General features: G+C 31.8%; 27 protein-coding genes and 2 tRNA genes. 16 read left to right on the top strand and 13 right to left on the bottom strand.

The features are described 5' to 3' along the window. The 9 genes from rplT to ACHZDT_RS06275 all read left to right on the top strand — a co-directional run. Positions 1 to 333: 50S ribosomal protein L20 (rplT, locus tag ACHZDT_RS06315; protein ID WP_394773785.1), on the top strand; the 333-nt coding region annotated here is incomplete at its 5' end. A gap of 152 nt (positions 334 to 485) precedes the next feature. Further along, complete coding sequence (locus tag ACHZDT_RS06310) at positions 486 to 1,058, top strand: Crp/Fnr family transcriptional regulator (RefSeq protein ID WP_394773784.1); 573 nt, start codon at positions 486 to 488, stop codon at positions 1,056 to 1,058. A 78-nt stretch (positions 1,059 to 1,136) separates the two neighbouring features. Continuing rightward, positions 1,137 to 1,571, top strand: a complete 435-nt coding sequence (locus ACHZDT_RS06305; protein WP_394773783.1) for a carboxymuconolactone decarboxylase family protein — start codon at positions 1,137 to 1,139, stop codon at positions 1,569 to 1,571. 163 nt (positions 1,572 to 1,734) lie between these two features. After that, positions 1,735 to 3,456: a sensor histidine kinase gene (locus ACHZDT_RS06300; protein WP_394773782.1), complete on the top strand. Its 1,722-nt coding sequence runs from the start codon at positions 1,735 to 1,737 to the stop codon at positions 3,454 to 3,456. 282 nt (positions 3,457 to 3,738) lie between these two features. Further along, complete coding sequence (locus ACHZDT_RS06295) at positions 3,739 to 4,239, top strand: hypothetical protein (RefSeq protein WP_394773781.1); 501 nt, start codon at positions 3,739 to 3,741, stop codon at positions 4,237 to 4,239. 73 nt (positions 4,240 to 4,312) lie between these two features. Next, entirely contained in the window at positions 4,313 to 5,515 is a 1,203-nt protein-coding gene (locus ACHZDT_RS06290) for a sensor histidine kinase (RefSeq protein ID WP_394773780.1), read from the top strand. 10 nt (positions 5,516 to 5,525) lie between these two features. Continuing rightward, complete coding sequence (locus tag ACHZDT_RS06285; RefSeq protein WP_394773779.1) at positions 5,526 to 6,194, top strand: response regulator; 669 nt, start codon at positions 5,526 to 5,528, stop codon at positions 6,192 to 6,194. Positions 6,195 to 6,363: 169 nt separating this feature from the next. Beyond that, entirely contained in the window at positions 6,364 to 6,531 is a 168-nt protein-coding gene (locus ACHZDT_RS06280; RefSeq protein ID WP_157495921.1) for a hypothetical protein, read from the top strand. A gap of 121 nt (positions 6,532 to 6,652) precedes the next feature. Continuing rightward, positions 6,653 to 7,456 carry an endonuclease/exonuclease/phosphatase family protein gene (locus tag ACHZDT_RS06275; RefSeq protein WP_394773778.1) on the top strand — a complete coding sequence of 268 codons (804 nt, stop codon included), beginning with the start codon at positions 6,653 to 6,655 and terminating at the stop codon, positions 7,454 to 7,456. Here ACHZDT_RS06275 and ACHZDT_RS06270 read toward each other — a convergent pair whose 3' ends face one another. The 11 genes from ACHZDT_RS06270 to ACHZDT_RS06220 form a co-directional block, all read right to left on the bottom strand. Then, positions 7,457 to 8,716, bottom strand: a complete 1,260-nt coding sequence (locus ACHZDT_RS06270; protein WP_394773777.1) for an asparagine synthetase B — start codon at positions 8,714 to 8,716, stop codon at positions 7,457 to 7,459. 328 nt (positions 8,717 to 9,044) lie between these two features. Beyond that, positions 9,045 to 9,710 (bottom strand): response regulator, encoded by a 666-nt coding sequence (locus tag ACHZDT_RS06265; protein WP_394773776.1) that lies wholly within the window; start codon positions 9,708 to 9,710, stop codon positions 9,045 to 9,047. Between the two features lie 111 nt (positions 9,711 to 9,821). Beyond that, the gene (locus tag ACHZDT_RS06260; RefSeq protein WP_394773775.1) at positions 9,822 to 10,613 is read right to left on the bottom strand and encodes a sensor histidine kinase; all 792 of its coding nucleotides are present in this window, start codon (positions 10,611 to 10,613) and stop codon (positions 9,822 to 9,824) included. Next, positions 10,610 to 11,074: a hypothetical protein gene (locus ACHZDT_RS06255; RefSeq protein ID WP_394773774.1), complete on the bottom strand. Its 465-nt coding sequence runs from the start codon at positions 11,072 to 11,074 to the stop codon at positions 10,610 to 10,612. The genes ACHZDT_RS06260 and ACHZDT_RS06255 overlap by 4 nt, the downstream gene beginning before the upstream one ends. Before the next feature lie 192 nt (positions 11,075 to 11,266). After that, positions 11,267 to 11,629 carry a hypothetical protein gene (locus ACHZDT_RS06250; RefSeq protein ID WP_394773773.1) on the bottom strand — a complete coding sequence of 121 codons (363 nt, stop codon included), beginning with the start codon at positions 11,627 to 11,629 and terminating at the stop codon, positions 11,267 to 11,269. 136 nt (positions 11,630 to 11,765) lie between these two features. Beyond that, positions 11,766 to 13,310, bottom strand: coding sequence for a replicative DNA helicase (gene dnaB / locus ACHZDT_RS06245; RefSeq protein WP_394773772.1), 1,545 nt, complete (start codon positions 13,308 to 13,310; stop codon positions 11,766 to 11,768). A 140-nt stretch (positions 13,311 to 13,450) separates the two neighbouring features. Continuing rightward, positions 13,451 to 14,404 carry an acetyl-CoA carboxylase carboxyltransferase subunit alpha gene (locus ACHZDT_RS06240; protein WP_394773771.1) on the bottom strand — a complete coding sequence of 318 codons (954 nt, stop codon included), beginning with the start codon at positions 14,402 to 14,404 and terminating at the stop codon, positions 13,451 to 13,453. A gap of 112 nt (positions 14,405 to 14,516) precedes the next feature. Continuing rightward, positions 14,517 to 15,404: a DMT family transporter gene (locus ACHZDT_RS06235; protein WP_394773770.1), complete on the bottom strand. Its 888-nt coding sequence runs from the start codon at positions 15,402 to 15,404 to the stop codon at positions 14,517 to 14,519. Beyond that, positions 15,391 to 16,479, bottom strand: coding sequence for an LptF/LptG family permease (locus ACHZDT_RS06230; protein ID WP_394773769.1), 1,089 nt, complete (start codon positions 16,477 to 16,479; stop codon positions 15,391 to 15,393). The genes ACHZDT_RS06235 and ACHZDT_RS06230 overlap by 14 nt, the downstream gene beginning before the upstream one ends. A gap of 97 nt (positions 16,480 to 16,576) precedes the next feature. Next, the gene (tgt, locus tag ACHZDT_RS06225; RefSeq protein ID WP_394773768.1) at positions 16,577 to 17,707 is read right to left on the bottom strand and encodes a tRNA guanosine(34) transglycosylase Tgt; all 1,131 of its coding nucleotides are present in this window, start codon (positions 17,705 to 17,707) and stop codon (positions 16,577 to 16,579) included. A gap of 192 nt (positions 17,708 to 17,899) precedes the next feature. Beyond that, positions 17,900 to 18,223, bottom strand: a complete 324-nt coding sequence (locus ACHZDT_RS06220; protein WP_394773767.1) for a hypothetical protein — start codon at positions 18,221 to 18,223, stop codon at positions 17,900 to 17,902. 261 nt (positions 18,224 to 18,484) lie between these two features. Here ACHZDT_RS06220 and ACHZDT_RS06215 point away from each other — a divergent pair, with 261 nt between their 5' ends. From ACHZDT_RS06215 to ACHZDT_RS06205, 3 genes are all read left to right on the top strand, one after another. After that, on the top strand, positions 18,485 to 18,805 hold the full coding sequence (locus ACHZDT_RS06215) for a hypothetical protein (protein WP_394773766.1): 321 nt from the start codon (positions 18,485 to 18,487) through the stop codon (positions 18,803 to 18,805). Positions 18,806 to 19,061: 256 nt separating this feature from the next. Continuing rightward, complete coding sequence (locus ACHZDT_RS06210) at positions 19,062 to 19,913, top strand: transketolase (protein ID WP_394773765.1); 852 nt, start codon at positions 19,062 to 19,064, stop codon at positions 19,911 to 19,913. Between the two features lie 86 nt (positions 19,914 to 19,999). Further along, positions 20,000 to 20,953, top strand: a complete 954-nt coding sequence (locus ACHZDT_RS06205; protein ID WP_394773764.1) for a transketolase family protein — start codon at positions 20,000 to 20,002, stop codon at positions 20,951 to 20,953. 211 nt (positions 20,954 to 21,164) lie between these two features. Here ACHZDT_RS06205 and ACHZDT_RS06200 read toward each other — a convergent pair whose 3' ends face one another. Beyond that, the gene (locus ACHZDT_RS06200; protein WP_394773763.1) at positions 21,165 to 22,370 is read right to left on the bottom strand and encodes an FKBP-type peptidyl-prolyl cis-trans isomerase; all 1,206 of its coding nucleotides are present in this window, start codon (positions 22,368 to 22,370) and stop codon (positions 21,165 to 21,167) included. 79 nt (positions 22,371 to 22,449) lie between these two features. On the opposite strand from ACHZDT_RS06200, the gene ACHZDT_RS06195 reads away from it, so the two are divergent. Both ACHZDT_RS06195 and ACHZDT_RS06190 read left to right on the top strand, forming a co-directional pair. Beyond that, positions 22,450 to 22,839: an RNA-binding S4 domain-containing protein gene (locus ACHZDT_RS06195; RefSeq protein ID WP_394773762.1), complete on the top strand. Its 390-nt coding sequence runs from the start codon at positions 22,450 to 22,452 to the stop codon at positions 22,837 to 22,839. Between the two features lie 203 nt (positions 22,840 to 23,042). Then, a complete protein-coding gene (locus ACHZDT_RS06190; RefSeq protein ID WP_394773761.1) occupies positions 23,043 to 23,543 on the top strand; it encodes a phosphoribosyltransferase domain-containing protein in 501 nt (166 codons plus the stop codon). On the opposite strand, the gene ACHZDT_RS06185 is transcribed toward ACHZDT_RS06190, so the two are convergent. Beyond that, the gene (locus tag ACHZDT_RS06185; RefSeq protein ID WP_394773760.1) at positions 23,535 to 24,053 is read right to left on the bottom strand and encodes a shikimate kinase; all 519 of its coding nucleotides are present in this window, start codon (positions 24,051 to 24,053) and stop codon (positions 23,535 to 23,537) included. The genes ACHZDT_RS06190 and ACHZDT_RS06185 overlap by 9 nt on opposite strands. 127 nt (positions 24,054 to 24,180) lie before the next feature. Here ACHZDT_RS06185 and ACHZDT_RS06180 point away from each other — a divergent pair. Both ACHZDT_RS06180 and ACHZDT_RS06175 read left to right on the top strand, forming a co-directional pair. After that, positions 24,181 to 24,253: transfer RNA gene (locus ACHZDT_RS06180), tRNA-Lys, on the top strand. Between the two features lie 41 nt (positions 24,254 to 24,294). After that, positions 24,295 to 24,377, top strand: a tRNA-Leu gene (locus ACHZDT_RS06175). Positions 24,378 to 24,528: the final 151 nt, after the last annotated feature.

Genomic DNA, 24,528 nt, shown 5'->3' with positions numbered 1-24,528 from the left:
GTAAATTCAGTTGCTAAAAGAGCAAGAAGAAAAAAAATAATGAAGCAAGCCAAAGGTTTCTTTGGTAGACGTAAAAACGTTTGGACAGTTGCTAAGAATGCAGTAGAGAAAGCAATGTGCTACGCTTACCGCGATAGAAAACAAAACAAAAGAAATTTCCGTGCTTTATGGATTCAACGTATCAACGCTGGAGCTAGATTGGAAGGAATCTCTTATTCTCAATTCATGGGGAAAGTAAAAGCTAACGGAATCGAATTGAACCGTAAAGTTCTTGCAGATTTAGCGATGAATCACCCTGAAGCTTTCAAAGCAATACTTAACAAAGTAAAATAAACGTTTTATAAACTCAATTTAGATTACTTACTTATCATAGAAAAACCATTCGTTAACCCGAATGGTTTTTTGCTTTTATATGTATTTCAATTGTAACTATAACTTGGTGTTAGAATTTAAAAAGTACATTTGTATATAATATAGATAATAACATGCACAAAGCACTTTTGCAACATATTGAAAAAATAGTAACATTAGAATCTACTGAAATCGATATTTTAAAATCGTGTCTGAATGTGTCTGCTATTAAAAAGAAAGAGCTTGTGTTACAGGAAGGTCAAATTTGTAACACGCTATATTTTATAACAAAAGGTTGTTTGAGACAATATATTATTAACTCAAAAGGCAGCGAACAAACATTACAATTTGGTATTGAAAATTGGTGGATTACTGACTACTTAAGTTTCCACAATCATATTCCGTCTCATTTTTATATACAAGCTGTAGAGAAGTCAGAAGTTATTGCCTTAGAAAAACAGACATTAGAATCTATTCTTATTCAGATTCCGAAACTGGAACGTTATTTTAGAATTGTTGCACAAAAGTCATTTGGTGCTGCTCAAATGAGGATTAAGTTTTTGTTTACTATGTCCGCAGAAGAAAGATACCATCACTTTAATGATCGTTATCCGGAATTTGTACAGCGCGTTCCGCAATATATGCTTGCCTCCTATCTCGATTTCTCTGCTGAATTTATGAGTAAAATAAGAGCCGGAAAAATCTAATCTCATTTCTTGAAGTACTTCAAGTTTTTTAAAACAGAGATCGCTGACCTTTGTATCACACTTTAAAAAACAAGTAAAATGAAACCAAGAATCGTTATCCCAAATGTTGCTCCGGAAGCTTATGAAGCTTTAGTAAATTTAGAAAAACACAACGCTAAAACTTCCTTAAGTCCAAGTCTTAAAGAGTTAATAAAAATTCGCGCTTCTCAGTTAAATGGTTGTGCTTTTTGTATTAATATGCATACTGCTGATGCCAGAAAATATGGTGAAACCGAAAAACGTATTTATCTATTAAGTGTATGGCGCGAGGCTGATGTTTATACAGAAGAAGAAAAGGCAATTTTAGCCCTTACAGAAGAAATTACTATGATTAGCAATCATGTTTCTGACGAAGTTTACCAAAACGCCGCTCGTTTATTTGATGACAAATATTTAGCTGAAATTATCTTAGTTATAATAACTATTAACGCATGGAACAGATTAGCGATATCAACAGGAATGAGAGCTGTGTAAAGATCTCGCTTTTAAAAGAATAAGTAGAAAATGATCTTCTAAATTAGAAGGTCATTTTTTATTGTATTTCCAAATTAGAATTAAGAAACAGAACTAATTTTTTAAATAATAAATAGTGTCTTTATTACTTTTCTTAGGTATTTAAATTCTATACTTTTGGAGCATGATACCACAAAGAATATTCATTCCTTTATATATAATTTTTATATTCTTTATTTTTTCTTCTTGTCAAAAGAAAGCATCTAACCTTGTACCAATAAATACAAAAGCAGAAGTTGTTAAACTCATCAGTATTGCAGATCTATTTAACGAAAACAAAAAAACCGACAGTGCTTTTTTCTATTACAATAAAGTAAAATTTATTTGCAACCCAATAACAGATACAGAAAACTACGTTAGTACAATAAACGATATGGCAGCTATTCAACAAAATCATGCTGATTTTATTGGGAGTGAATCTACAATTATTGAAGCATTACCATACATAAAGTATCTAAAAACCCCAAAGCTTGCATGGAATACGTATGTCACTTTAAGCTTTAATTACTTAAACACCTATGACTACAAAAATGCAATATTATACAATCAAAAGGCCTTAACCTTAAAAACAGAATCGTGGCGAAACTTAGCCGCAAAAAATAATATTGCTGTTATATTAATGGAAGAAGAAAAATATACCGAGTCTCTTAAAATTTTTCTTGCATTAATAACCAAACAGGAAGTTAAAAGTGATGACGAGTTTTATGCAAAAGTATTAGACAATATAGGTTTCTGTTATTTCAAAATAAACGATTTAAAAAATGCAATATCTTATTTAAATCAAAGTCTGAAGATAAGACAAAAGGAAAAAAGACCTTTTGATTTAGGGAAAAGCTATATTCATTTCGCTAAATTTTATAAAAAAAGCAATTCTGCTTTGGCAAAAAAATATATGCTTTTGAGTTATAAACAATTTAGTATCATAAACAATGTCGATGAAAGGTTATGTGCATTGAAGCTCATAATCGAAAACAGTTCAAATCAGGAACTAAAAAAACACTCTATTATATATGTAAATCTTGTTGATAGCATATTTGAAGTAAGACAAAAGGCAAAGAATCAATTTGCTAAAATTAAATATGATTCTAAAAAAGACCGAGATGAAAATTTAAAACTTAAAACTCATAAAGCAGAAAACGAACTACAACTGGAAAGGCAAAAAAATAGAAATATCATTTCGTATATTATTATTGTATTTAGTTTGAGCTTAATATTGGTTCTTTATTTTTATTTGACTTCAAGGGGAAATAAGGAAAAAATTGAGGCTACATATAATAGTGAAACCCGAATTGCAAAAAAACTGCATGATGAACTTGCCAATGACATTTACCACACAATGGCATTTGCAGAAAATAAAAATCTGTCGATTCCAGAAAATAGAGAACAATTACTAACTAATCTAGATGCTATATATTCCCGAACAAGGGACATTTCTAAAGAAAACACTACAATTATTACCGATGAAAATTACGTTTGGGTTTTAACTGAAATGATCGCCGGCTTTAATACTCCAAATACTAATCTTACAATAAATGGATTAGATACTATTATCTGGACTACAATAGAAGAAAATACTCAAATTACTATTTACAGGGTTTTGCAGGAACTTCTTGTAAATATGAAAAAACACAGTAGCGCTTCATTGGTGGAGATCAATTTTAAAACCTTAAATAAAAATATAATTATTAATTATTCTGATAACGGATATGGAATCGATATAAATGACATTGCATTTAAGAATGGATTGCATAATGTTGAAAACAGAATTTTAAGCATCAAAGGAGAAATTGATATTGATTCTGGTCCGGGAAAAGGTTTTAAAGTCTTTATTAAATTTCCTTTTTAATGAAAGAGCAATTTGATTCTTTTAAAAACAGATTTTTTTTTAAATACCTGATTGTATTCCTTTCAATACTATTAACCGGATTTTTATTTTTATTACATTTTTGTATAAATCAAACCTCAGAAAAGCCAAAGCAAAAGATAATTCAGCTAAAATTAAAAACCTTATAAAAAATGCATACAACCTCTGGGACAATGGTTATAAGGATAGTAGTTACGTGTATTTTACCAAAGCTTCCCTGCTTGATATGGGTTTTAAAGTTTTTATTAAGTTGACTTTATAAGAATGAAAAAGAAATTAAAGCTTTATGAAACCTGTTTAAAAAATCACTTACAGATAAAAATTCTCTTTTTTATTCTGATAAGTTTCTTTTTCATGCAATCATGTGAAAAGAAAACTGAAAAGAAAATCATCTGGAAAAGCCACACATCAGAAATTAAAAATTTTGTAAAGAAAGGTGATTTCTTTTTAAATAAAGGGAGAAATGATAGTGCTTACTTTTATTTTAATCAAGCTATATTACTTTGTGAACCCAAAAAAGACCATGCAGAAAATTATGTGTATGCCCTTTCCTGTATCGCAAATATTCAAAAAAACAACAGTGATTATTTTGCTTCTGAAGAAACATTAACAAAAACACTTCCTTATTTAAAAAATATCAGGAACCCTGAATATGCTTACAATGTTTACACGTTAATAGCATACAATTATTACTATAGTTTCGATTATAAAAGTTCTATCCTTTATCATCTTAAAGCATTAAAACTGGCACAAAACATCATATAAAAAATCAGTAATTTTAAATGATATTATCCTGATCTATCTCAGTCAGGAAAAATTTAACAAAGCCTCGAAAATATTGATTCCATTAACTGCTAAAAAAATAAAACATGAAAACGATCCTAGAAAAACGGATAATAATTATTCTCTTTTATTAGATAATTTAGGATATTGCTATTACAAACTCGGAAATCCTAAAGCCGTCGATTGTTTAAATAAAAGTTTAAAAATTAAACTCGAACAAAATGATCAGTATGGATTAATTGGAACTTACAATACTCTGTCATTACTATATTCTAAAACTGATCAAAAATTATCAAAAATATATGCAAAAAAAGCATATAAAAGTGCGTGCATCACAAATGCAGCTATCTATAAGATTGTTGGCTTAGCTAAATTAATAGAAAAAAGCGAAGGAAATGAACTAAAAAGATATTCATTAGACTTTATTAAAATCGCAGATAGTCTCACTTCTGCAAGACAAAAAGCGAAAAATGAATTTTCAAGAATTAAATATGAATCTGGAATTGATAAAGCTGAAAACCTACAACTTAAAGTTCAAAAAATTGAAAATGAACTAGAGTTAGAAAAGCAGAAAAATAGAAATACTATTTTATATATTATTATTTTCTTTACAACTGCTATAAGTTTATTTCTCTATTTGCATTTAACAATAAAAGGGAGAAAGGAAAAAAATAAAGCTATTCTTGAAAGTGAAATAAGAATTTCCAAAAAATTAAGTGATGAACTTGCTGATGATGTTTATCATACACTTACTTTTACTGAAAACACTGACCTGGAAAAAGAAGAAAATAAAGAAGAATTATTAAATAATTTAGATACTATTTATTCAAAAACACGAAATCTTTCTAAAGAAAATAGCCTGATCGCCACAGATGAAAATTTCAACATTGCACTAAAAGAAATGATATCCGGTTTTAAAACAGCAGATATCAATATTATATTAAATGGTTTTGATTTAATATCCTGGAATAAAGTTGAAAAAAATAAAAAAATCATCCTTCACAGGGTGCTTCAGGAATTATTTTCAAACATGAAAAACCATAGTCAGGCGACTTTAGTAAGCATTAATTTTAAAAAAGATAAAAATAAATTAACTGTAGTTTATAACGATAACGGGATTGGAACTAATAAGAAGACTACAATTTTAAAAAATGGATTACAAAATGTGGAAAACCGTATTAAAACTATAAATGGAAATATTATTTTTGACAATAATTCAGAAAAAGGATTTAGATTAACATTCTCAATTCCTATATAAACACAACAACATGTTCAAAAAAGTTTTAGTTGCCGAAGATTTAGACAGCATAAGTATTGCAGTGATTCAAGTACTTGAAGACTTAAATATTCCTACAATTCATCACGTAAAATATTGTGATGACGGATTGTTAAAAATTAAAAAGGCTTTGCTAGACAACGAACCTTATGATTTATTAATAAGTGATTTGTCTTTTAAATCAGATCATCGCGACATCAATCTTTCCAGTGGAGAAGAACTTATTGAATCAGCAAACGGGGTTCAGCCTAAATTAAAAAAGATAGTATTTTCTATTGAAGATAAATCCTATCGCATCAAATCCCTATTTTATGATTTAGGCATTAATGCGTATGTTTCTAAAGGAAGAAATAGCATTTCTGAATTAAGAAAAGCAATTGAGGGAACTTTTAGAAATGAAGAAAAAATACTTTCATCAGACTTATCTTTTAATTTTAACGATAAGTCGCTAATTGAGATTGAATCGTATGATATCTCTATTTTAAAACTTTTAGCGCAAGGTTATATATTAGAAAATATTTCAAGTGAATTTAAATCGTCGTCAATTACTCCAAACGGAACAAGCAGTATCGAAAAACGAATCAATAAATTGAAAATTTACTTTAAGGCAAATAATAATGTTCACTTGATAGCAATTGCTAAAGATTTTGGTCTGGTGTAAATTATATAACCCTTTTACGGCTTCCCGTAAGGAAATGCTTTTTTATAAATCTATATTTGTCCCAAATCTATTAATAATTAGAATGAAAACTAAATATAAACTTAGTTCTGAGAAAGATTTACGGCAAAATTTCATCTTAAAAATTAGTACAACCAAAAATAAAATTATCATGAAAACAATGTTACTCTGTCTTTTTTTATCATTAAGCTTTGCATTTGTTTCTGAAAAAACAGGATGGCTTGAAGTTGATTGGAAAATTATCTTTATTCCTGCTCTTCTGGTATTGCAAATTATTATTATAGGAACTGCATTAAAAAACAGATATAAAAAACATTAAATCTGTTTTGTTTAAAAAAACAAATCTCTTCTTAAAAAAATATTTCAAAAATATAGATTTGAAGAGTATTTAAAAATTCTTAAAATTTTGAAATGCTTATATTTGATCTTATAAATACAGCATGAAAAATATTTTAAGCTTTGTTCTCTTATTCTACACCAGTTTCACTTTTTCGCAAACCAAAATCCTTTCCTGGAATTTGGAAAACTTTGGAAAATCAAAATCTCAGTCCGAATTAAATTTTATTGCCAATACTATATTAAATTATGATATCGTAGCAATTCAGGAAGTTGTTGCAGGATATGGCGGAGCTCAAGCGGTCGCTAAACTTGCTTTAGCATTGAACCAAAAAGGTGCAAAATGGGATTATATTATTAGTGATCCTACAAGCAGCAGCAGTTACAAAACGGAACGTTATGCTTTTATTTGGAAAACAAGCAGAGTCAAACTCAAAGGAAATGCGTGGCTGGAAAAAAAATATCATTTAGAAATTGATCGTGAACCTTATTTTGGCACATTTGAAATTAATAAAAAGACTATAACTTTAGTTAATTTTCACGCGATAACAAAAACCAAACAGCCTGAAACCGAAATCAAATATTTCAAGTTTTTACCACTTGAATATCCTGCTTTAAATTTGGTCTTTTTAGGGGATTTTAATTGTCCGCAATCACATACAGTCTTTAATCCGTTGAAAAAAATGGGCTACTCTCCTATTTTACAAGATCAGAAAACCACATTAAAACAGCAATGCAAAAACGATAACTGTCTTGCATCTGAATTTGATAATATTTTTTATAAAGCAGCTTCTTTGGTTTATATTCATTCAGGAATACTTCCGTTTTATGAAAATTTCAATTCCTTAAAAGAAGCCCGAAGAATATCTGACCATATTCCTATATGGTTTGAATTTTCTATGAACTAATTATGTTTTTAATTTCTTCTTTTTAGCCGCAGGAAATAAAACATTGTTTAAAATCAAACGATAACCCGGAGAATTTGGGTGTAAATCTAAAACTGTGGGAGGATCTCCAACCTGATGTTGAAAATCTTCAGGATCATGACCTCCAAAAAAAGTAAACATTCCTTTTCCTTTTTCACCATGAATATATCTGGATTCTCCATTAAGTTCACAAGTTCCCATTATCAATACATTTGACTTTATTAATGCGGTATCAAACGAAGTGGTTTGTCCCATAAAACCTTTTACTAATTGTGTGTGGTTTTGACATAACATGCTAGGAATTGGATCCCATTTAGCTGAAAATTCCATTAATGAAAAATAATCTTTCTCCATTGGAATTCTGCGTTTTGTTGTCATATCTATATCCGAAAACTCATAAACTTCAGGCCTTCTTTCAAGTGTAAAGTTTTTAAAGGCAAATGAGTTTTCATACTTTAATTTTGATTGATAATTTGATTCACTTGCATCGCCATCAAACATAGCCTCGCAAATATCTACACCATCTGCCGAAAGGGCAATATCAAAACTATCTGTTGCAGAACACATTGCAAACATAAATCCGCCTCCAATAACAAAGTCCCTGATTTTTTTTGCAACTGCGCCTTTTTCCTCAGATACTTTGCTATATCCTAATTTAGTGGCAAGGGCTTCTGCATCCTTTTTTTGTTCTATATACCAAGGCGTATTCTTGTATGCAGCAAAAAACTTTCCGTATTGTCCGGTAAAATCCTCATGATGTAAATGCAGCCAATCATAAAGTAATAATTGATCACTTAAAACTTCCTCATCATAAATTGGAGTGAAAGGAATTTCGGCATAAGTTAAAACTAATGTCACAGCATCATCCCACGGCTGTTTCCCTTTTGGAGTATAAACTGCAATTTTAGGTGCTTTCACTAATATAACAGATTCCATATTTTGTGACGGACTTGAAATTTCGTCTAAAATTGAAGCTTCTTCACTATCTGAAATTATTTCAAAACTAACACCGCGAATTTTACATTCCCTACGAATTTCGTCTGCATCCGGAAGTAAAAATGATCCTCCGCGATAGTTCAATAACCAGCTTGCCTTATAATCTTTACTCAAACACCAATAGGTTATTCCGTATGCTTTTAGATGATTTTGTTGTGTGGTTTCGTCCATCGGAATTAAGATAAACGAAGCTTTTGCAGTTAATGAAAGTAGGAATATTAAAATATAAACTAAACTCTTATTCATTAGAAAAATTATTTTAGTAAAGATATAAAGGAAGCATTAAAAAACACAATAGATACTTGTCTTTTATAACCTAAGAAACGTTAAATAAAAAAATTTGATATTTTATCAAAATCACGTAGAAACACGTATTTATCAAAAATATATTTTTGTTACATTTGCTATCCCAGATCATCAATCTAATCAATGTAAAACCAAAGACCATGAAGTTTAATGATGATAATAACCAACCAAAGGGGTTTAATATGATGCGAAAGATAGGATTATGTCTACTTGTACTAAGTATTATTTTATACTATGTTTTATCAATTCAATTTTTAACGAGCTAAATTTAAATTGTCAATACAGCAATTTCGTTTTGAATTGCATATACAACCAAACCCGCAATGTTTCTGGATTCTGTTTTTAGCAATAAATTGTTACGATGTCCTTCGACTGTTCTGGGACTTAAATAAAGATGTTCTGCAATTTCTGAAGTCGTTTTTTGCTGGCAAATAAGTTGGAGAATTTCTATTTCACGTTGGGAAAGAAAACCTGTTTCTAAATTTCCTTTAGAATTTTTAGTCGAAATAATGGTTTCCTGAATCGTTTTTAGAACATTTTCGTTATAATGAAATCCTTTTCTTGCTACTTGATTAATAGTATGAATAAGATCTTTTGGAGTTGTATTCTTAATTAGGTAAGCAACAGCACCCACCTGAATCATATTCGCAATAAATGATTTTGTATCATAACTTGTTAAAGCAATTATTTTAATGTCGGGATATGATTTCCGGATGATTTTTGTAGCTTCTACTCCATTTAAAATAGGCATTTTCAAATCCATCACAATAATATCAGGTTTGATTTCAATGTCATTTAAATTAGAAAGGAGTTCCTCTCCGTTAGATGCTTCAAAAATAATATCGATATTATCTTCTCTTTGCAACAAAAAAGAAATTCCTTTCCGGAATAAAACTTCATCATCGACTAAAGCAATTTTAATAGCGGCGCTCATTTTATTTGATTTTGGTCGTTTGGTATGCCGAAATTACAAAATATGAAATGAAAAATGATCTAAGAATCTTAATATATTGGTTAAAAAACGTGTTTATTTTTATATTTTAACTTAAAACGTAAAAATTACCTGGATTCCTTTACCAATTTGAGAGTCAATTTTCAAAGTTCCGTTTAAAAATGAAATTCTGCTATCTATATTTTTCATTCCTAATCCTTTTTGATTTTCAGCGTTTTCGATATTAAATCCTACTCCGTTATCTTCATAAATACAACTATTTATTCCGTTTTCATTTTTAAATTTGATCCAGATTTCAGATGCTTTTCCGTGACGCAAAGAGTTATTCATTAATTCCTGTAAAACCCTAAAAATATGCAAATGACGGTCAATCTCCTTTTGATCAAAATCAATTTCATTTTTATAATGAACTTTGACAGATTTACTGCTTTCAAATTCATCACATAATTCTTCAACACCGGCATTAAATCCAAATTTTTCAAAAACCGGCGGCAATAAATTATGGGCTATTTTCCGGGAATTTTCCAAAGCCTTTGCTGTTAGATTAATAATGTTTCCTGTAATTTCCTGTGTTTCGTCATCCGTTAAATTTGGAGCAGAAAGTAAATGAGTATTTAATGAAACAATATTAAGTTTAGAACTAATATCATCATGTAGATCCTGGGCTATTCGCTTTCGTTCTTCTTCCTGCGCAACAATAACGGCGTGCAATTGTTCCTTTTGAAGATGAATTTCAAGATCACGCTTTTCTAATTCTTTCTGAATAATTTTTTTTCTGGAGAAATAAAAAAATGCAACTAAAAAAATTGCCACAACCATAAAAAAACATGACGTGTAAAGAATTATAGCAACAATTTCTTTTTCGTAAACGGGAGTTCCACTCATATCGTCTCGTTAATTGTTTTATTAGTTTTAAAACTCACTTTCCATTCATATAAAATAAATAACTGATTCACAAGCACAAAAAAGGCATTTAGATTCCAGGTTATAAGTTTAAAGTCATTACTTAAATCAATTGTCAAATTACCTACAAGAAATAATACAGTACTTGCTAATAAATAAATAATTAGCCCCACCGTGATATAATAGTACTTTTTAGTATTTAAAAGCATATTATATAAATAGATAAGTGCAAAAAAAACAACTAACAATGATGTTACTACAATTTCAAGTAAATTAAATTTAAAAAACAACTCAGGTTCAAATAAATACTGAACCGCTAATACTAATAAACCTGAATATATTGAAATAGTTACTATTTTTTTTTGAAAAGGATTATTTTCTAAAAGATTTTTATAAAAAAGCCCTAATAAAATAAACTGACCAATAAAGTAAAAATGAATCAAATAGAGGTTATTTATCTTAAACAAAACCAGCACCTCCATTGCAAACTGTACGATCACTAATAAAAAAAGATAATAATTATAAGTCTGAAAGGCTTTTCCAAATTTGGAAAAGCCTTTAGAATATAATATAAAATTGATTATTAAAACTAAATAACCAAAATATGTAAAGAACAAATACAACATGTAGTTTTGTTAAAGTGGACTTTCAGGATCTCCGTTTGGAGGACACGGACGAGTAGCATCATAAACAACTTCGTCGTTTTCTACCTCATTTCCTGGTTTAAATACATCTCTGTAAATACCTGTAGCTTTATCTAATTTAGTACCAACGAATAATAAAACCTGCTCACCCGCATTATTAATACCTTTGTAAGCACGAACAGCATCAATATCCTGATCTAGTACAAGTTTTAATGTTTCTAAAGGAATTAAATAAGCACTTGTTTTATTTTTGCCTTCTTCATTTTCTGCCGGAGCTTTACGATATTTATCTACCCATACTTTAGCCTGTGTTAGACCGACTTCAACTGATCCTAAATTTCTTTCTTCTGACATAATTTAAATTTGTTTTTGGGTTAAAAGTTAATATGTAATTGTGTTAGACAATTGTTCAGCTAAACTACTGAATTTTATCAGAAAATTAACATTAATGCCATAAAAAAAAGCCTCATAATGAGGCTTAATTGTTTTATTAAAATGGGACATCGCTGTCGTCATCATCGTCATTTAAATTACTTCCAAAAGCTTCATTAGCCGATGGCAGATTTTTAGTTATGAATGGATTTTCCTCATGATTCATTTTTGATGGTAAATCGTCATAATTACCTGAGAAATCGTCAAGGTTATCAAATTTCCCCAAGTGTCCTATAAATTTCAAACGAACGTTTTCGATCCCACCATTACGGTGTTTTGCAATCATAATTTCGGCCTGCCCTGCTGTTGGCGAAGCTTCATCATCATCCCATTCATCAATTTTATAATATTCAGGTCGGTATAAAAACGATACAATATCAGCATCCTGCTCAATCGCTCCGGATTCACGAAGATCCGATAGTAACGGACGTTTGCTTGATCCACGCGTTTCAACGGCACGCGATAACTGCGAAAGTGCAATTACCGGAACGTTTAGCTCTTTTGCCAAAGCCTTTAAGTTTCGGGAAATTGTAGAAATCTCCTGCTCACGATTTCCTCCACCTTTACCATTTCCTCCGGCAGTCATTAATTGCAAATAATCCACAATAATAATTTTAATACCGTGTTGAGAAACTAAACGACGACATTTTGCTCTTAAATCAAAAATCGAAAGTGACGGCGTATCATCAATAAACAACGGGGCTTTTTCTAAGTTTTTTACTTTAGTACTCAACATTGTCCATTCGTGAGGTTCTAATTTACCGGTACGTAATTTCTCAGATGACAATCCTGTTTCAGATGAAATCAACCTTGTAATTAACTGAACCGAGGCCATCTCCAGAGAAAATAATGCAACCGGATGTCCAAAATCAATAGCAATATTTCTTGCCATTGAAAGTACAAACGCCGTTTTTCCCATCGCAGGTCTCGCCGCTATAATAATTAAATCCGAAGGCTGCCATCCGGAAGTCAATTTGTCAAGATTAGTAAAACCGGTTTCAACACCACTTAAACCTTCTTGCTTTGCAATTTCTTCGATACGTTTTTTCGCCTGAAGTACTAAACTCTGAGCCGTTTCAGAACTACGCTTTATATTTCCTTGTGTAACTTCGTATAATTTCGATTCGGCCTGATCAAGCAAATCAAATACATCTGTAGTTTCATCATAAGACGCTTCAATTATTTCCGAAGAAATTCTAATCAAACTTCTTTGAATAAACTTTTGAAGAATGATACGAGAGTGAAATTCAATATGCGCCGAAGATGCTATTTTTTGTGTTAGCTGAATTAAATAAAAATCACCGCCAACTAAATCTAATTTTCCGTTTTTCTTTAATTGTGCCGAAACAGTCAACAAGTCAATTGGCTGCGTTTCTGTAAAAAGCTGAACGATGGCTTCGAATATAAATTTATGTGCATCTTTATAAAATGCATCGGCTTGTAAAATGTCAATTACATCATCTACCCCTTTTTTATCAATCATCATCGCCCCAAGCACAGCTTCTTCTAAATCAAGTACTTGTGGAGGAAGTTTTCCTTTTTCTAAATTAATAATTGTGGTTTTATCTACCTTTACAGGATTTACATTTTTGAAATTTTCCATATAGCGAAAGTAGCAAAATTTAAAAAAAAATTGCTATCTAGTTATAACTATTAATTGTTTATAAATAAGATTTTTTTGTTCATAACCAAAAAAAAATCCGAAACTGTAAGGCTTCGGATCTTAAACATTCCTGTAAGAATTTACTCCTTATACTCACCCATTTGACTGTACTTGTCCATTCTTTGGGCAATTAAGTCAACTGTTGATAAGTCTTTCAATTCGTTATATCCTTTGGTAATATATTCTGCCACTGTTTTAAAAGTAGTTTCACGATCATAGTGTGCTCCACCTAATGGTTCTGGGATAACATCATCAACTAATTTTTGTCTTTTCATATCAGATGAAGTCAATTTTAAAGCATCGGCAGCACGTTCTTTATACTCCCAGCTTTTCCATAAAATAGACGAACATGATTCTGGTGATATTACAGAGTACCATGTATTTTCTAACATATATACTTTATCACCAACACCTATTCCTAAAGCTCCTCCTGAAGCACCTTCACCAACAATAATGGTGATAATAGGCACTTTTAAACGAACCATTTCAAAAATGTTTCTGGCAATAGCTTCACCCTGTCCTCTTTCTTCGGCTTCAAGTCCTGGATATGCACCCGGAGTATCTACTAAAGTTAAAACGGGAATCCCGAATTTCTCTGCCATTTTCATCAAACGCAAAGCTTTACGATATCCTTCAGGATTTGCCATACCAAAATTACGGTACTGACGTGTTTTTGTATTAAAACCTTTTTGCTGACCAACAATCATAAACGACTGACCGTTTACTTTTCCTAATCCGCCAACCATCGCTTTATCATCTTTAAAACCTCTGTCTCCATGAAGTTCAAGAAAAGTATCACCGCAAATTGCTCTGATATAATCTAAAGTATAAGGTCTGTTTGGATGCCTTGAAAGCTGAACTCGTTGCCAGGCTGTAAGGTTTTTGTATATATCTTTCTTAGTTTGTTCTAATTTTTTGTTGATTTCCTTGCAGGTTGGTGTTACATCAACATCAGATTCTTTCCCAATTATAACACACTTTTGTAACTGTTCTTCAAGTTCTTTTATTGGAAGCTCAAAATCTAAATATTCCATGGATTTTTGAATTTTGTTTGTAAATCGAACCGCAAATATAAAAATATTATATCATTGGTGTCGATAAATCGTATTTAAAATATAAAAATGTAATTTAAAAATAAGTAAAAGATTACACTTCTTTCTTGTTTTTATAATGTTTAAAAACGCCGTTTAAGATTACTGTAATCACAATTATCAAGGCGCCAATATAAAATTCTGTGCTCATTTTCTCTTTTCCGCCCAGAATAAAATAAGCCAGCATAATTCCGTAAACAGGCTCTAAATTAGTCGTTAACATCACCGTATACGGAGTTAATTTCTGCATAACTTTTACAGATGCCGTGAAAGCATAAGCAGTACAAACCGAAGCTAAAACCAGTAATAAAATCCAGTTATTTAAAGACATTGTAAAGAAATCAGCATTGAATTTTCCTTGTACTAAAAAGTAAATTGTAATAAAAAAAACTCCTGCGCCAAACTCATAAAAGGTAATTACAGACGGTTCATGATCTGAAATTAGTTTCCCATTCATCAAAGTAAACAAAACTCCAAGAATAATCGACGCCAATGCATAATACATTCCGTGCAGGTATTTCACTTCAACTTGCATAATCAAAGCTAAACCGGCGATGATAATTAATCCAAAGAAAACCTCATACCATAAAATCTTTCTTCCGTAAAAAAGTGGTTCTAATAAAGACGCGAAAAAAGCGCCTAACGAAAATATAGAAAGTGTGATAGAAACATTAGAAACATGAATTGCCTTAAAAAAGAAAATCCAGTGAAGTGCAATCAACAATCCCACAAAAATTAATTTGGCAAAAGATTTGGCTGAAATTACAAAAGATTGCTTTTTATATACAATAAAACCAGCCAGAAAAAGTCCGGCAAGAAGCATTCTGAACCACACTAAATTTTCGGCATCAATAGTAATTAAAGCGCCAAGAATTGCTGTAAAACCCCATATAAAAACAATTAAATGAAGGTTTAGGTAACTTTTTAAATTATCGTTTCGCATTACGTAATAAGTAAACTGCCAGAATTCCAAAAACAATATTCGGGAACCAAACAGCTAATAAAGGTGAGAAAGTAGATTTTTCGGCAAGAGTACCAAATATTTTATCAAAAAACACAAATGAAAACGCAATTGCAATTCCTATGGCAAGATTTGTTCCCATACCTCCACGGCGTTTCATAGCCGAAACCGCAACCGCAATAATCGTAAGAATAAAAGCCGAAACCGGAACACTATATTTTTTATAAAGTACTACTAAATAAGTATTGATATTTCCTGAACCTCTTTTACGTTCCTTATCAATAAAATCAATTAATTTTCCTAACGGAAGTGTTTCTGCAATATAGACCACCGGAGTTAAATCTGCCAATTCAAATTTGAAAGGAACATTTTTTTCAGGTACTTTTTCAATTACATCATTCAATTCCCCAAGCGTTCTTTTTGTATAATCATACAAAATATAAGTCTTTTTTTTCGGGTCCCATTTTATACGGCTTGCTGTAATTTTATAGGTCAATATATCTTTTTCAAAATGTTCGAGCGTAAAATTAAAAGCCGTTTTAGATTCTTCATTAAAGCTATTTACAAAGATAAAATCATTGTCATTCAGCTGTCTGTAAACGTTAGTATTATTACCCCGCATCTCAACTTTTCCGTTACCTTTTAAATATGTATACCTAAAATTATTGAAACCTTCACTAGCAGCGGGAACGATGAAAAACCCCATTAAAAGCACAAAAACCGAAACGATCGAAGCACCTATAATATAAGGACGCAAAAAACGTGTAAATGAAATACCTGAACTTAAAATTGCAATAATCTCTGTATTATTTGCCAGTTTCGACGTAAACCAAATTACAGATAAAAACAAAAATATCGGAAAAAGGGAATTTGCAAAATAAATTGTAAAATTGTAATAATAGAACGCAATCGCCGTAAAAGGAATCTCGTTTTCCAACATTTTATTCACCTTTTCAGAGACGTCAATTACAATCCCAATCGGAATAAATAATAAAATCATCACCGAGAAAGTGGCTAAATATCTTTTTAAAATATACTTATCTATTATCGTTAACATAGATTTGTTTTTGTTTTTGTTGTTTCAGGTTTCACATTTCAAGTTTTCAGGTTACTAAGAGCAACTTGAAACTTGAAACTAAAAAACTTGAAACTTCTTATAGTCTTTGGTCCATATTTTTAACCATCATTTCTTTCCATGGTCTAAAATCTCCTGCTAAGATATGTTTTCTGGCTTCACGAACCAACCACATATAGAAACCAAGATTATGAATCGTTGCAATTTGTTTTCCTAAATATTCGTTTGCAGCAAATAAGTGGCGTAAATATGCTTTAGTATAATCCGTATCCACAAAAGTATGTCCCATTTCGTCAATTGGCGAAAAATCATCTTCCCACTTTTTGTTCTTGATATTAATCGTTCCGTTTGCCGTAAACAACATACCATTTCTGGCATTACGAGTTGGCATAACACAATCGAACATATCAATACCTAACGCAATATTTTCTAAAATATTAATTGGAGTTCCCACTCCCATCAAATAACGCGGTTTATCTTCCGGCAAAATCTCACAAACAACCTCGGTCATTGCGTACATTTCCTCAGCAGGTTCCCCTACAGATAATCCACCAATTGCGTTTCCTTGCTGACCTGAATTAGCAATATATTCAGCAGATTGCTGACGTAAATCTTTATACGTACTTCCCTGAGCAATCGGGAAAAACGTTTGCTCATATCCGTATTTAAAAGGCAATTTATCAAGATGACCAATACAACGATCTAACCAGCGGTGCGTCATATGCATCGAGCGCTGCGCATACCTGTAATCGCAAGGATAAGGCGTACATTCGTCAAAAGCCATGATAATATCAGCCCCAATTGTACGCTGAATTTCCATTACACTTTCTGGTGAAAAAAAGTGATATGAACCATCAATATGCGATTTAAACTTAACTCCTTCTTCCTTAATTTTTCGATTATTCGAAAGAGAATAAACCTGATATCCACCAGAATCAGTCAAAATATTACGATCCCAATTCATAAATTTATGCAATCCACCCGCTTTTTCAAGAATCTCGGTTTGCGGACGTAAATATAAATGGTATGTATTTCCCAGAATAATATCCGGATTAATATCCTCTTTCAACTCACGTTGGTGTACACCTTTTACAGATGCAACGGTACCAACAGGCATAAAAATAGGCGTTTCAATTACGCCGTGATCTGTAGTAATACTTCCCGCTCTTGCTTTAGATTGCGGATCTTTTTGTAATAAATCAAACTTCATCTGTTTCTTTTTTCAGTCGGCAAAGATAGGCTAATTTGAGGAAATTTTAATTAGTTAATTTGTCAATTAGAAAATTAGATAATGATGCCTAATCAACTTGAAACCTGAAACAATAAAAACCGGAAACTTGAAACAAATAGGTTTTGGAATTTGGGATTTTAAAAAATTGAAATTTAAGTTTTTGGGCGTTCCCTAAAGGTCGGGCTGTCCGCTATATTCCCAATTAACAAAAACTACGGCTAAAAAGCCTTGTTTTTCTAAATCGGGCGATGCCGCTCCCATCCCTAACGCAAAAAAAGACGTGACGTTTTCATCACAAATTTCTAAATTTGATAAACCAACAAAAGTTGTCAGGCTGAGCAGAATTGTCAGGCTGAGCGAAGTCGAAGCCACAATATTGTCAAGATCAAAAACCCAAAATATTGTCAGGTTGAGCTGAGTCGGATTGTCAGGCTGAGCCGAGTCCAAATTGTCAGGATGAGCGAAGCCTAAATTGTCAGGATGAGAGGACTCCAAATATCAGGCTGAGCGAAGCCCAAATTGTCAGGCTGAGCGGAGTCCAAATTGTCAGGCTGAGCGGAGTCGAAGCCCCCCGCAAAGCAAAGCCACTTTATAAACACCAACAAAATAAAATCTGCTTTAATCTGCGATCTGGAATTTTAAATTGAGATTTTAATTTAAAACAATGTGAATACTACAACTTTCTGATTCGAAAACTATAACAGTTAACAATTATAGATTTTCTAATTTTATAGAACACTATTAAAAAGAGAAATCATGATAAATTCAGACGATCAAAACCAAATAAATAAAGATCAAATAAACGAAGATCAAATCGAAAGAAATCTGGAAGAATTAGATTATCCGGCATCCGAAGATATTTATACCAACGAAGACAAACTGGAAGACATTGATCCTGAAGGAATTTCGGGAGAAAGAACAATAAATCCTGAAAGCAACAATAACGAATGGAAACAAAACAGTGACAAACTTGGGAACGATTTAGATATTCCAGGTTCAGAACTAGACGATGCAGAAGAAGAAATAGGATCTGAAGATGAAGAAAACAATTTCTACAGCGAAGGAGATAACAATTAAGCGATACTAATAAGTATTCCACTTATTTAAGATTTATTTTTTGCCACAGATTAAAAGATTAGTACTGATTTTTTTAAATCAATTTAATCCTTTTTAATCTGTGGCAAACTTTTATATACCAGATTTGGAGTTTTTTTATAACATGTGTAAAAAAAGATAGAAAAATTTAACAATTGCAACAAACTAAAGCGAAAAATCATTTGTCAGCCCGCAAAATAAAAATTACTTTTGCACCAGTTTAACTTTTACACATAAAATGAAGCCTAACACACAACAATTAAGCGATTTAACTATCCAAGTAAGAAGAGATATTCTTCGAATGGTACATGCTGTCAACTCAGGTCACCCAGGTGGTTCACTAGGTTGTACTGAATTTTTGGTAACTCTATACCAAAACATTATGGAGCGCAAAGAAGGTTTTGATATGGACGGAATTGGAGAAGATATTTTCTTCCTTTCAAATGGTCATATTTCTCCTGTATTTTATAGCGTATTAGCACGTAGCGGTTATTTCCCTGTTTCAGAACTTGCCACTTTTAGATTATTAAATTCACGTTTACAAGGACACCCAACAACTCACGAAGGATTACCTGGAGTTCGTATAGCTTCTGGTTCATTAGGACAAGGTTTATCTGTAGGTATTGGAGCTGCTCAGGCTAAAAAATTAAATGGCGATAATCATTTAATTTATACTTTACACGGAGACGGCGAATTACAAGAAGGTCAAAACTGGGAAGCTATCATGTATGCTTCTGCTAAAAAAGTAGACAACCTTATTGCAACTATCGATCTTAACGGAAAACAAATCGATGGAACAACTGACGAAGTTTTAGCAATGGGAAGCATTCGTGCTAAATTTGAAGCTTTTGACTGGGATGTTTTAGAAGTTACTGAAGGAAACAACATCGATGCAATCATTGCAGGATTAAATGATGCTAAATCAAGAACAGGAAAAGGAAAACCGGTTTGTATTTTATTACATACTGAAATGGGTAATGGAGTTGATTTCATGATGCATACTCATGCATGGCATGGTAAAGCACCTAACAACGATCAGTTAGCGAGTGCTTTAGCTCAGAACTATTCAGCAGATCAAATCGACTATTAAAAAGTGTTCAGTTTTCAGTAACAGTTTTCAGTTTTTATACTCAGAACCTTAGTTACTAAGCAACTTAGCACCTCAAAAAACAAACAATGAAAAAATACGAAAATACAGGAAGTAAAGATACCCGTTCTGGTTTTGGAGCAGGAATGACTGAATTAGGTCAAAAAAACGAAAAAGTAGTAGCACTTTGTGCTGATTTAATTGGATCATTAAAATTTGATGATTTTAAGAAAAATCACCCGGAGCGTTTTTTCCAAATTGGTATTGCAGAAGCAAATATGATTGGAATTGCTGCAGGTTTAACAATTGGAGGAAAAATTCCTTTTACAGGAACTTTCGCTAACTTTTCTACCGGAAGAGTTTACGATCAAATTCGTCAATCAGTTGCTTATTCTGATAAAAATGTAAAAATTTGTGCTTCTCACGCCGGTTTAACACTTGGTGAAGATGGAGCAACTCACCAAATCTTAGAAGATATTGGTTTAATGAAAATGTTACCTGGAATGACTGTAATCAACACTTGTGATTACAACCAAACTAAAGCTGCAACATTAGCATTAGCAGATCATCATGGTCCTGCTTATTTACGTTTTGGCCGTCCGGTAGTACCTAACTTTATGCCAGCTGATGAGCCTTTCGTAATTGGAAAAGCAATTTTATTAAGCGAAGGAACTGATGTTACAATTATTGCAACAGGACATTTAGTTTGGGAAGCTCTTATTGCTGCTGAAGCTTTAGAAGCTAAAGGAATTTCTGCCGAAGTAATCAACATTCACACTATCAAACCTCTTGACGAAGAAGCGATTCTAAAATCATTAGCTAAAACAAAATGTGTTGTAACTGCCGAAGAGCATAACATTCTTGGAGGTCTTGGAGAAAGTATTTCAAGAGTATTAGCTTTAAATACTCCTGCTCCGCAAGAATTTGTTGCCGTAAATGATAGTTTTGGTGAATCTGGAACTCCTGAGCAATTAATGGAAAAATACAAATTAAACAATCAGGCGATTGTTGAAGCTGTAGAAAGAGTTATCAAAAGAAAATAATTTTAAAATTTTCTTACTTTATACTAAAAACCTCGAAAGTGATTTCGAGGTTTTCTTTTATACAGCAATCTGTAATTCTTATTTTGACAAGGATCTTTCTACCCAGCAGCATACACCATAATTCTTTATAAAGGATTAACCTGAACGATAAAAACAAACCATAAAAAAACCTCGAAATCACTTTCGAGTTTTTTTTATAATAACTAAAAATTTAATTTTGTTTTACCGGGAATGAATTATCCAAATGAATCCTCAATCTTGGTGCAGTTGTATAATCATCTTCTACATATTTCTTTGGATTAGTAGCAGATTCCGGTTTAGTAGGATCTGTTAGTGCACCACTTGGTTTTCTTGGAATTCCTCTTGGCTCTCTCTCATCTGTATTTGGAGTTGATGGATCATCTGTCAAAATAGCATCCCAAGGATAATATAATCTTGAACCATAATTAAAGATTGCACCATCTAATGTTCCTATACCAATCTGATTACTTGGTTTTGTTATTTCAAATCTGGTAGTAAAACCATCACCATCATCATCAAAATCTACAAAATCAGCAATACCATCCTTATCTGTATCATCAACTAAATCACCAGGTGGATGTGGATATTTTACCGTATCTCTAAAATCATATAAATAACCATCACCATTATTATCTTCTAAATAATCAGGAACACCATCACCAATGAGAACTCTTGCCCCTGTTGTTGTTGAAATACTATATTCGTTATCCATTCTCTGAAGATCAAATAGTTTAAAGCTAAAAACTACACAATTATAAGCTGGGATAGCACCACTACCTGCACCATAATATGCCAACCCTGAAGGCAAAAACATAACTCCTGCACCAAAATCACTATAAGTAATAACACCACTTCCGGAATTTGTAGATGAAGTTCCTGTTTTAAATTTAGGAAAAATCTCTGACCATCCTTCTATTACAGTATTGCCCTCAGCAGAATATGGAAATAAATTAAAAGGAACACCGTACCCATTTGAAGTATCAAAAATTGTATTGTTTAATAAATTACCTGAATAAGCAGCAACAATTTTATCTGTATTTGTAGGAGCACTTCCCGTTCCTTCTCTTAAAATTAAATAATAGACTTTATAGGTAACATCATTACTATAAACATCTCTTGATGTTAATTTATAAGTTCCCTGATCCCAAATAGAAACATTTCCATCCCCGGCAACTATTTTTTTAATCACTACATCCTGATCCTGCGGAGTTCCGGGTTCATTTGTAACAGTGATATAATTGGTTTTTAAATATTTTTCAATAGAATCATTATCTGCTTTATATTGTACCGTATAATCTCTTAAAGGAACGGTCACCACATCATCATCACTTTTATTACAAGAAACCAAAGAAATGCCGGCAAGCAATAAAATAAAATAATATTTAAATTTATTCATTATTGTTAATTTTTTAAGTGCGCAAGATACAATATTGATTTATTTTTGTAAAGAATTTAACTTTGAATTTAGAAAAATTATGCGAATAGATAAATACTTATGGTGTGTGCGTTATTACAAAACCAGAAATATGGTTACTGAGGCTTGCAAAAAGAACCACATTACAGTAAATGGGCAGGTTGCCAAACCCTCTAAAGAAGTTTTTCCCAGTGATAAAATTACTTTTAGAAAAGATCAGATTACGCAAATTATCACCGTACTCGACATTCCGGAAAGTCGTGTAGGTGCAAAACTTGTGGATATCTACAGAAAAAACGAAACTTCTCCCGAAGCTTATGCTCATTTAGAATTATTAAAACTATCCAAAGAACATTATCGTAAAACCGGTACGGGACGACCAACTAAAAAAGACAGAAGAGATATTGATGAATATGGTAATGATATTGTTGAGGAAAAGGAAACAGAATAAAGTTCCAATTTTTAAATTTTAAAATTCAGAATTAATCGAAAACCTAAATCCCGATAATAAAACCCTAACTTTATAAAAGATCTAAAATCAAAACCTCAACATTGGAATTTGGATTTTCATTATTGAAATTTCTATTTAAAATTTGAATTTTGGATTTTTAATATTGGAATTTAAATTAATTATATTAGCAAAAAAAATAAATCATGAGCAAAAACATCATCTTAACGAATCAGGAAATCGAACATAAAATAAAACGTATCGCTTATCAAATATACGAGACGTTTGTTGATGAAGAAGAAGTTGTAATTGCCGGAATTGCTTCTAACGGATCTATTTTTGCTCAAAAACTTGCTGAGGCCTTAAATACAATATCAACGTTAAAAGTTTCGCTTTGCGAAGTTAAGGTCGACAAACAAAATCCTCAATTGCCAATACAAACCTCTTTAACAAAAGAAGAATACGAAAACAAAGGATTAGTTCTTGTTGATGATGTCTTAAATTCAGGTACTACCCTAATCTATGCTGTTCGTCATTTCCTAGACGTTCCGTTAAAAAAATTCAAAACAGCAGTACTTGTAGACAGAAATCATAAAAAATACCCTGTAAAGGCAGATTTTAAAGGAATCTCACTTTCTACATCTTTACTGGAACATGTTCAGGTTGTTTTTGATGACAATGGGGACAATTATGCTTTTTTAAGCTAAGAGTTCTAAAATATCCTGAACCGTTTCTTCGACAGCTTTCTCATCAACCGAAACTTTATGTTGCGCGTGGTGATAATAAAAACTTCTGTCGAATAAATGTTTCGCGATAAATTCTCTCATTTCTTCTTCATTCATATTAGCGATCAACGGGCGTTTGCTTTTATTATGAATTAATCTGTTATATAAAGTATCTATCGAAGCCTTTAAATAGATCGAAGTAACATCCTCTCTTTGCAACAATTCATGATTATTGGCATAACAAGGCGTTCCTCCGCCTAAACCTATTATGGTATTTTCTGAAGATTGAAGTAATTCAAGAAACATTTCGTGCTCTAATTTTCTAAAATGGATTTCTCCAAATCGCTGAAAAATCTCATTTATGGACAAATTTGCTTTTTTTTCGATACAATTATCTAAATCCAGAAACGGAATATTTGTAATTTTTGACAAGTTTTGGGCAATTGTTGACTTTCCGCAACCCATATATCCTAATAATATAATCTTTTTCATTTTAATAAGAACCTATAAATTAAGGCGTTGTAAATTTTGATTAAAAAAAGACAAATTTATAATAAATAAGCTTGCAAATATCAAAAATAACTCCTTATATTTGCACCCGCATTCAAGGAAAGAATATGACTCGATAGCTCAGTTGGTAGAGCACATCACTTTTAATGATGGGGTCCTGGGTTCGAGCCCCAGTCGGGTCACAAAAGGTCGAGTATTAATTTACTTGACCTTTTTTTATTTAGGCCACGTGGAGAAACGGTAGACTTGCCATCTTGAGGGGGTGGTGCTCGTAAGGGCGTGTGGGTTCAAATCCCACCGTGGTCACATCTTGGGACAAATCAGAAAACAGCTGATTTGTCCCTTTTTTTTTACTATCGAAACCCTTGTAAAATAAGAGCATAACCCTAAGTGCTTCATTGATTCTTGTGGTTCGACACTCTATTCCGTCAAAAGTGAGCTTTTCAGGAAAAATCGA

The organism is Flavobacterium sp. (assembly GCF_043722275.1).
In the GTDB taxonomy this organism is placed as follows: Bacteria; Bacteroidota; Bacteroidia; order Flavobacteriales; family Flavobacteriaceae; genus Flavobacterium.
The sequence above is the reverse complement of the archived record's forward strand: the minus strand, read 5'-3'. Positions and strand labels throughout refer to the sequence as shown.

Excerpts from the sequence above, each read along its gene's own strand:
- ACHZDT_RS06310 (WP_394773784.1), top strand. The coding sequence starts at position 486 with ATGCACAAAGCACTTTTGCAACATATTGAAAAAATAGTAACATTAGAA.
- tgt (WP_394773768.1), bottom strand. The coding sequence starts at position 17,707 with ATGAAGTTTGATTTATTACAAAAAGATCCGCAATCTAAAGCAAGAGCG.
- ACHZDT_RS06300 (WP_394773782.1), top strand. The coding sequence starts at position 1,735 with ATGATACCACAAAGAATATTCATTCCTTTATATATAATTTTTATATTC.
- ACHZDT_RS06235 (WP_394773770.1), bottom strand. The coding sequence starts at position 15,404 with ATGCGAAACGATAATTTAAAAAGTTACCTAAACCTTCATTTAATTGTT.
- ACHZDT_RS06250 (WP_394773773.1), bottom strand. The coding sequence starts at position 11,629 with ATGTCAGAAGAAAGAAATTTAGGATCAGTTGAAGTCGGTCTAACACAG.
- ACHZDT_RS06200 (WP_394773763.1), bottom strand. The coding sequence starts at position 22,370 with ATGAATAAATTTAAATATTATTTTATTTTATTGCTTGCCGGCATTTCT.
- ACHZDT_RS06195 (WP_394773762.1), top strand. The coding sequence starts at position 22,450 with ATGCGAATAGATAAATACTTATGGTGTGTGCGTTATTACAAAACCAGA.
- ACHZDT_RS06270 (WP_394773777.1), bottom strand. The coding sequence starts at position 8,716 with ATGAATAAGAGTTTAGTTTATATTTTAATATTCCTACTTTCATTAACT.
- ACHZDT_RS06285 (WP_394773779.1), top strand. The coding sequence starts at position 5,526 with ATGTTCAAAAAAGTTTTAGTTGCCGAAGATTTAGACAGCATAAGTATT.
- dnaB (WP_394773772.1), bottom strand. The coding sequence starts at position 13,310 with ATGGAAAATTTCAAAAATGTAAATCCTGTAAAGGTAGATAAAACCACA.
- ACHZDT_RS06265 (WP_394773776.1), bottom strand. The coding sequence starts at position 9,710 with ATGAGCGCCGCTATTAAAATTGCTTTAGTCGATGATGAAGTTTTATTC.
- ACHZDT_RS06275 (WP_394773778.1), top strand. The coding sequence starts at position 6,653 with ATGAAAAATATTTTAAGCTTTGTTCTCTTATTCTACACCAGTTTCACT.
- ACHZDT_RS06215 (WP_394773766.1), top strand. The coding sequence starts at position 18,485 with ATGATAAATTCAGACGATCAAAACCAAATAAATAAAGATCAAATAAAC.
- ACHZDT_RS06280 (WP_157495921.1), top strand. The coding sequence starts at position 6,364 with ATGAAAACAATGTTACTCTGTCTTTTTTTATCATTAAGCTTTGCATTT.
- ACHZDT_RS06190 (WP_394773761.1), top strand. The coding sequence starts at position 23,043 with ATGAGCAAAAACATCATCTTAACGAATCAGGAAATCGAACATAAAATA.
- ACHZDT_RS06205 (WP_394773764.1), top strand. The coding sequence starts at position 20,000 with ATGAAAAAATACGAAAATACAGGAAGTAAAGATACCCGTTCTGGTTTT.
- ACHZDT_RS06230 (WP_394773769.1), bottom strand. The coding sequence starts at position 16,479 with ATGTTAACGATAATAGATAAGTATATTTTAAAAAGATATTTAGCCACT.
- ACHZDT_RS06240 (WP_394773771.1), bottom strand. The coding sequence starts at position 14,404 with ATGGAATATTTAGATTTTGAGCTTCCAATAAAAGAACTTGAAGAACAG.
- ACHZDT_RS06295 (WP_394773781.1), top strand. The coding sequence starts at position 3,739 with ATGAAAAAGAAATTAAAGCTTTATGAAACCTGTTTAAAAAATCACTTA.
- ACHZDT_RS06260 (WP_394773775.1), bottom strand. The coding sequence starts at position 10,613 with ATGAGTGGAACTCCCGTTTACGAAAAAGAAATTGTTGCTATAATTCTT.
- ACHZDT_RS06185 (WP_394773760.1), bottom strand. The coding sequence starts at position 24,053 with ATGAAAAAGATTATATTATTAGGATATATGGGTTGCGGAAAGTCAACA.
- ACHZDT_RS06210 (WP_394773765.1), top strand. The coding sequence starts at position 19,062 with ATGAAGCCTAACACACAACAATTAAGCGATTTAACTATCCAAGTAAGA.
- ACHZDT_RS06305 (WP_394773783.1), top strand. The coding sequence starts at position 1,137 with ATGAAACCAAGAATCGTTATCCCAAATGTTGCTCCGGAAGCTTATGAA.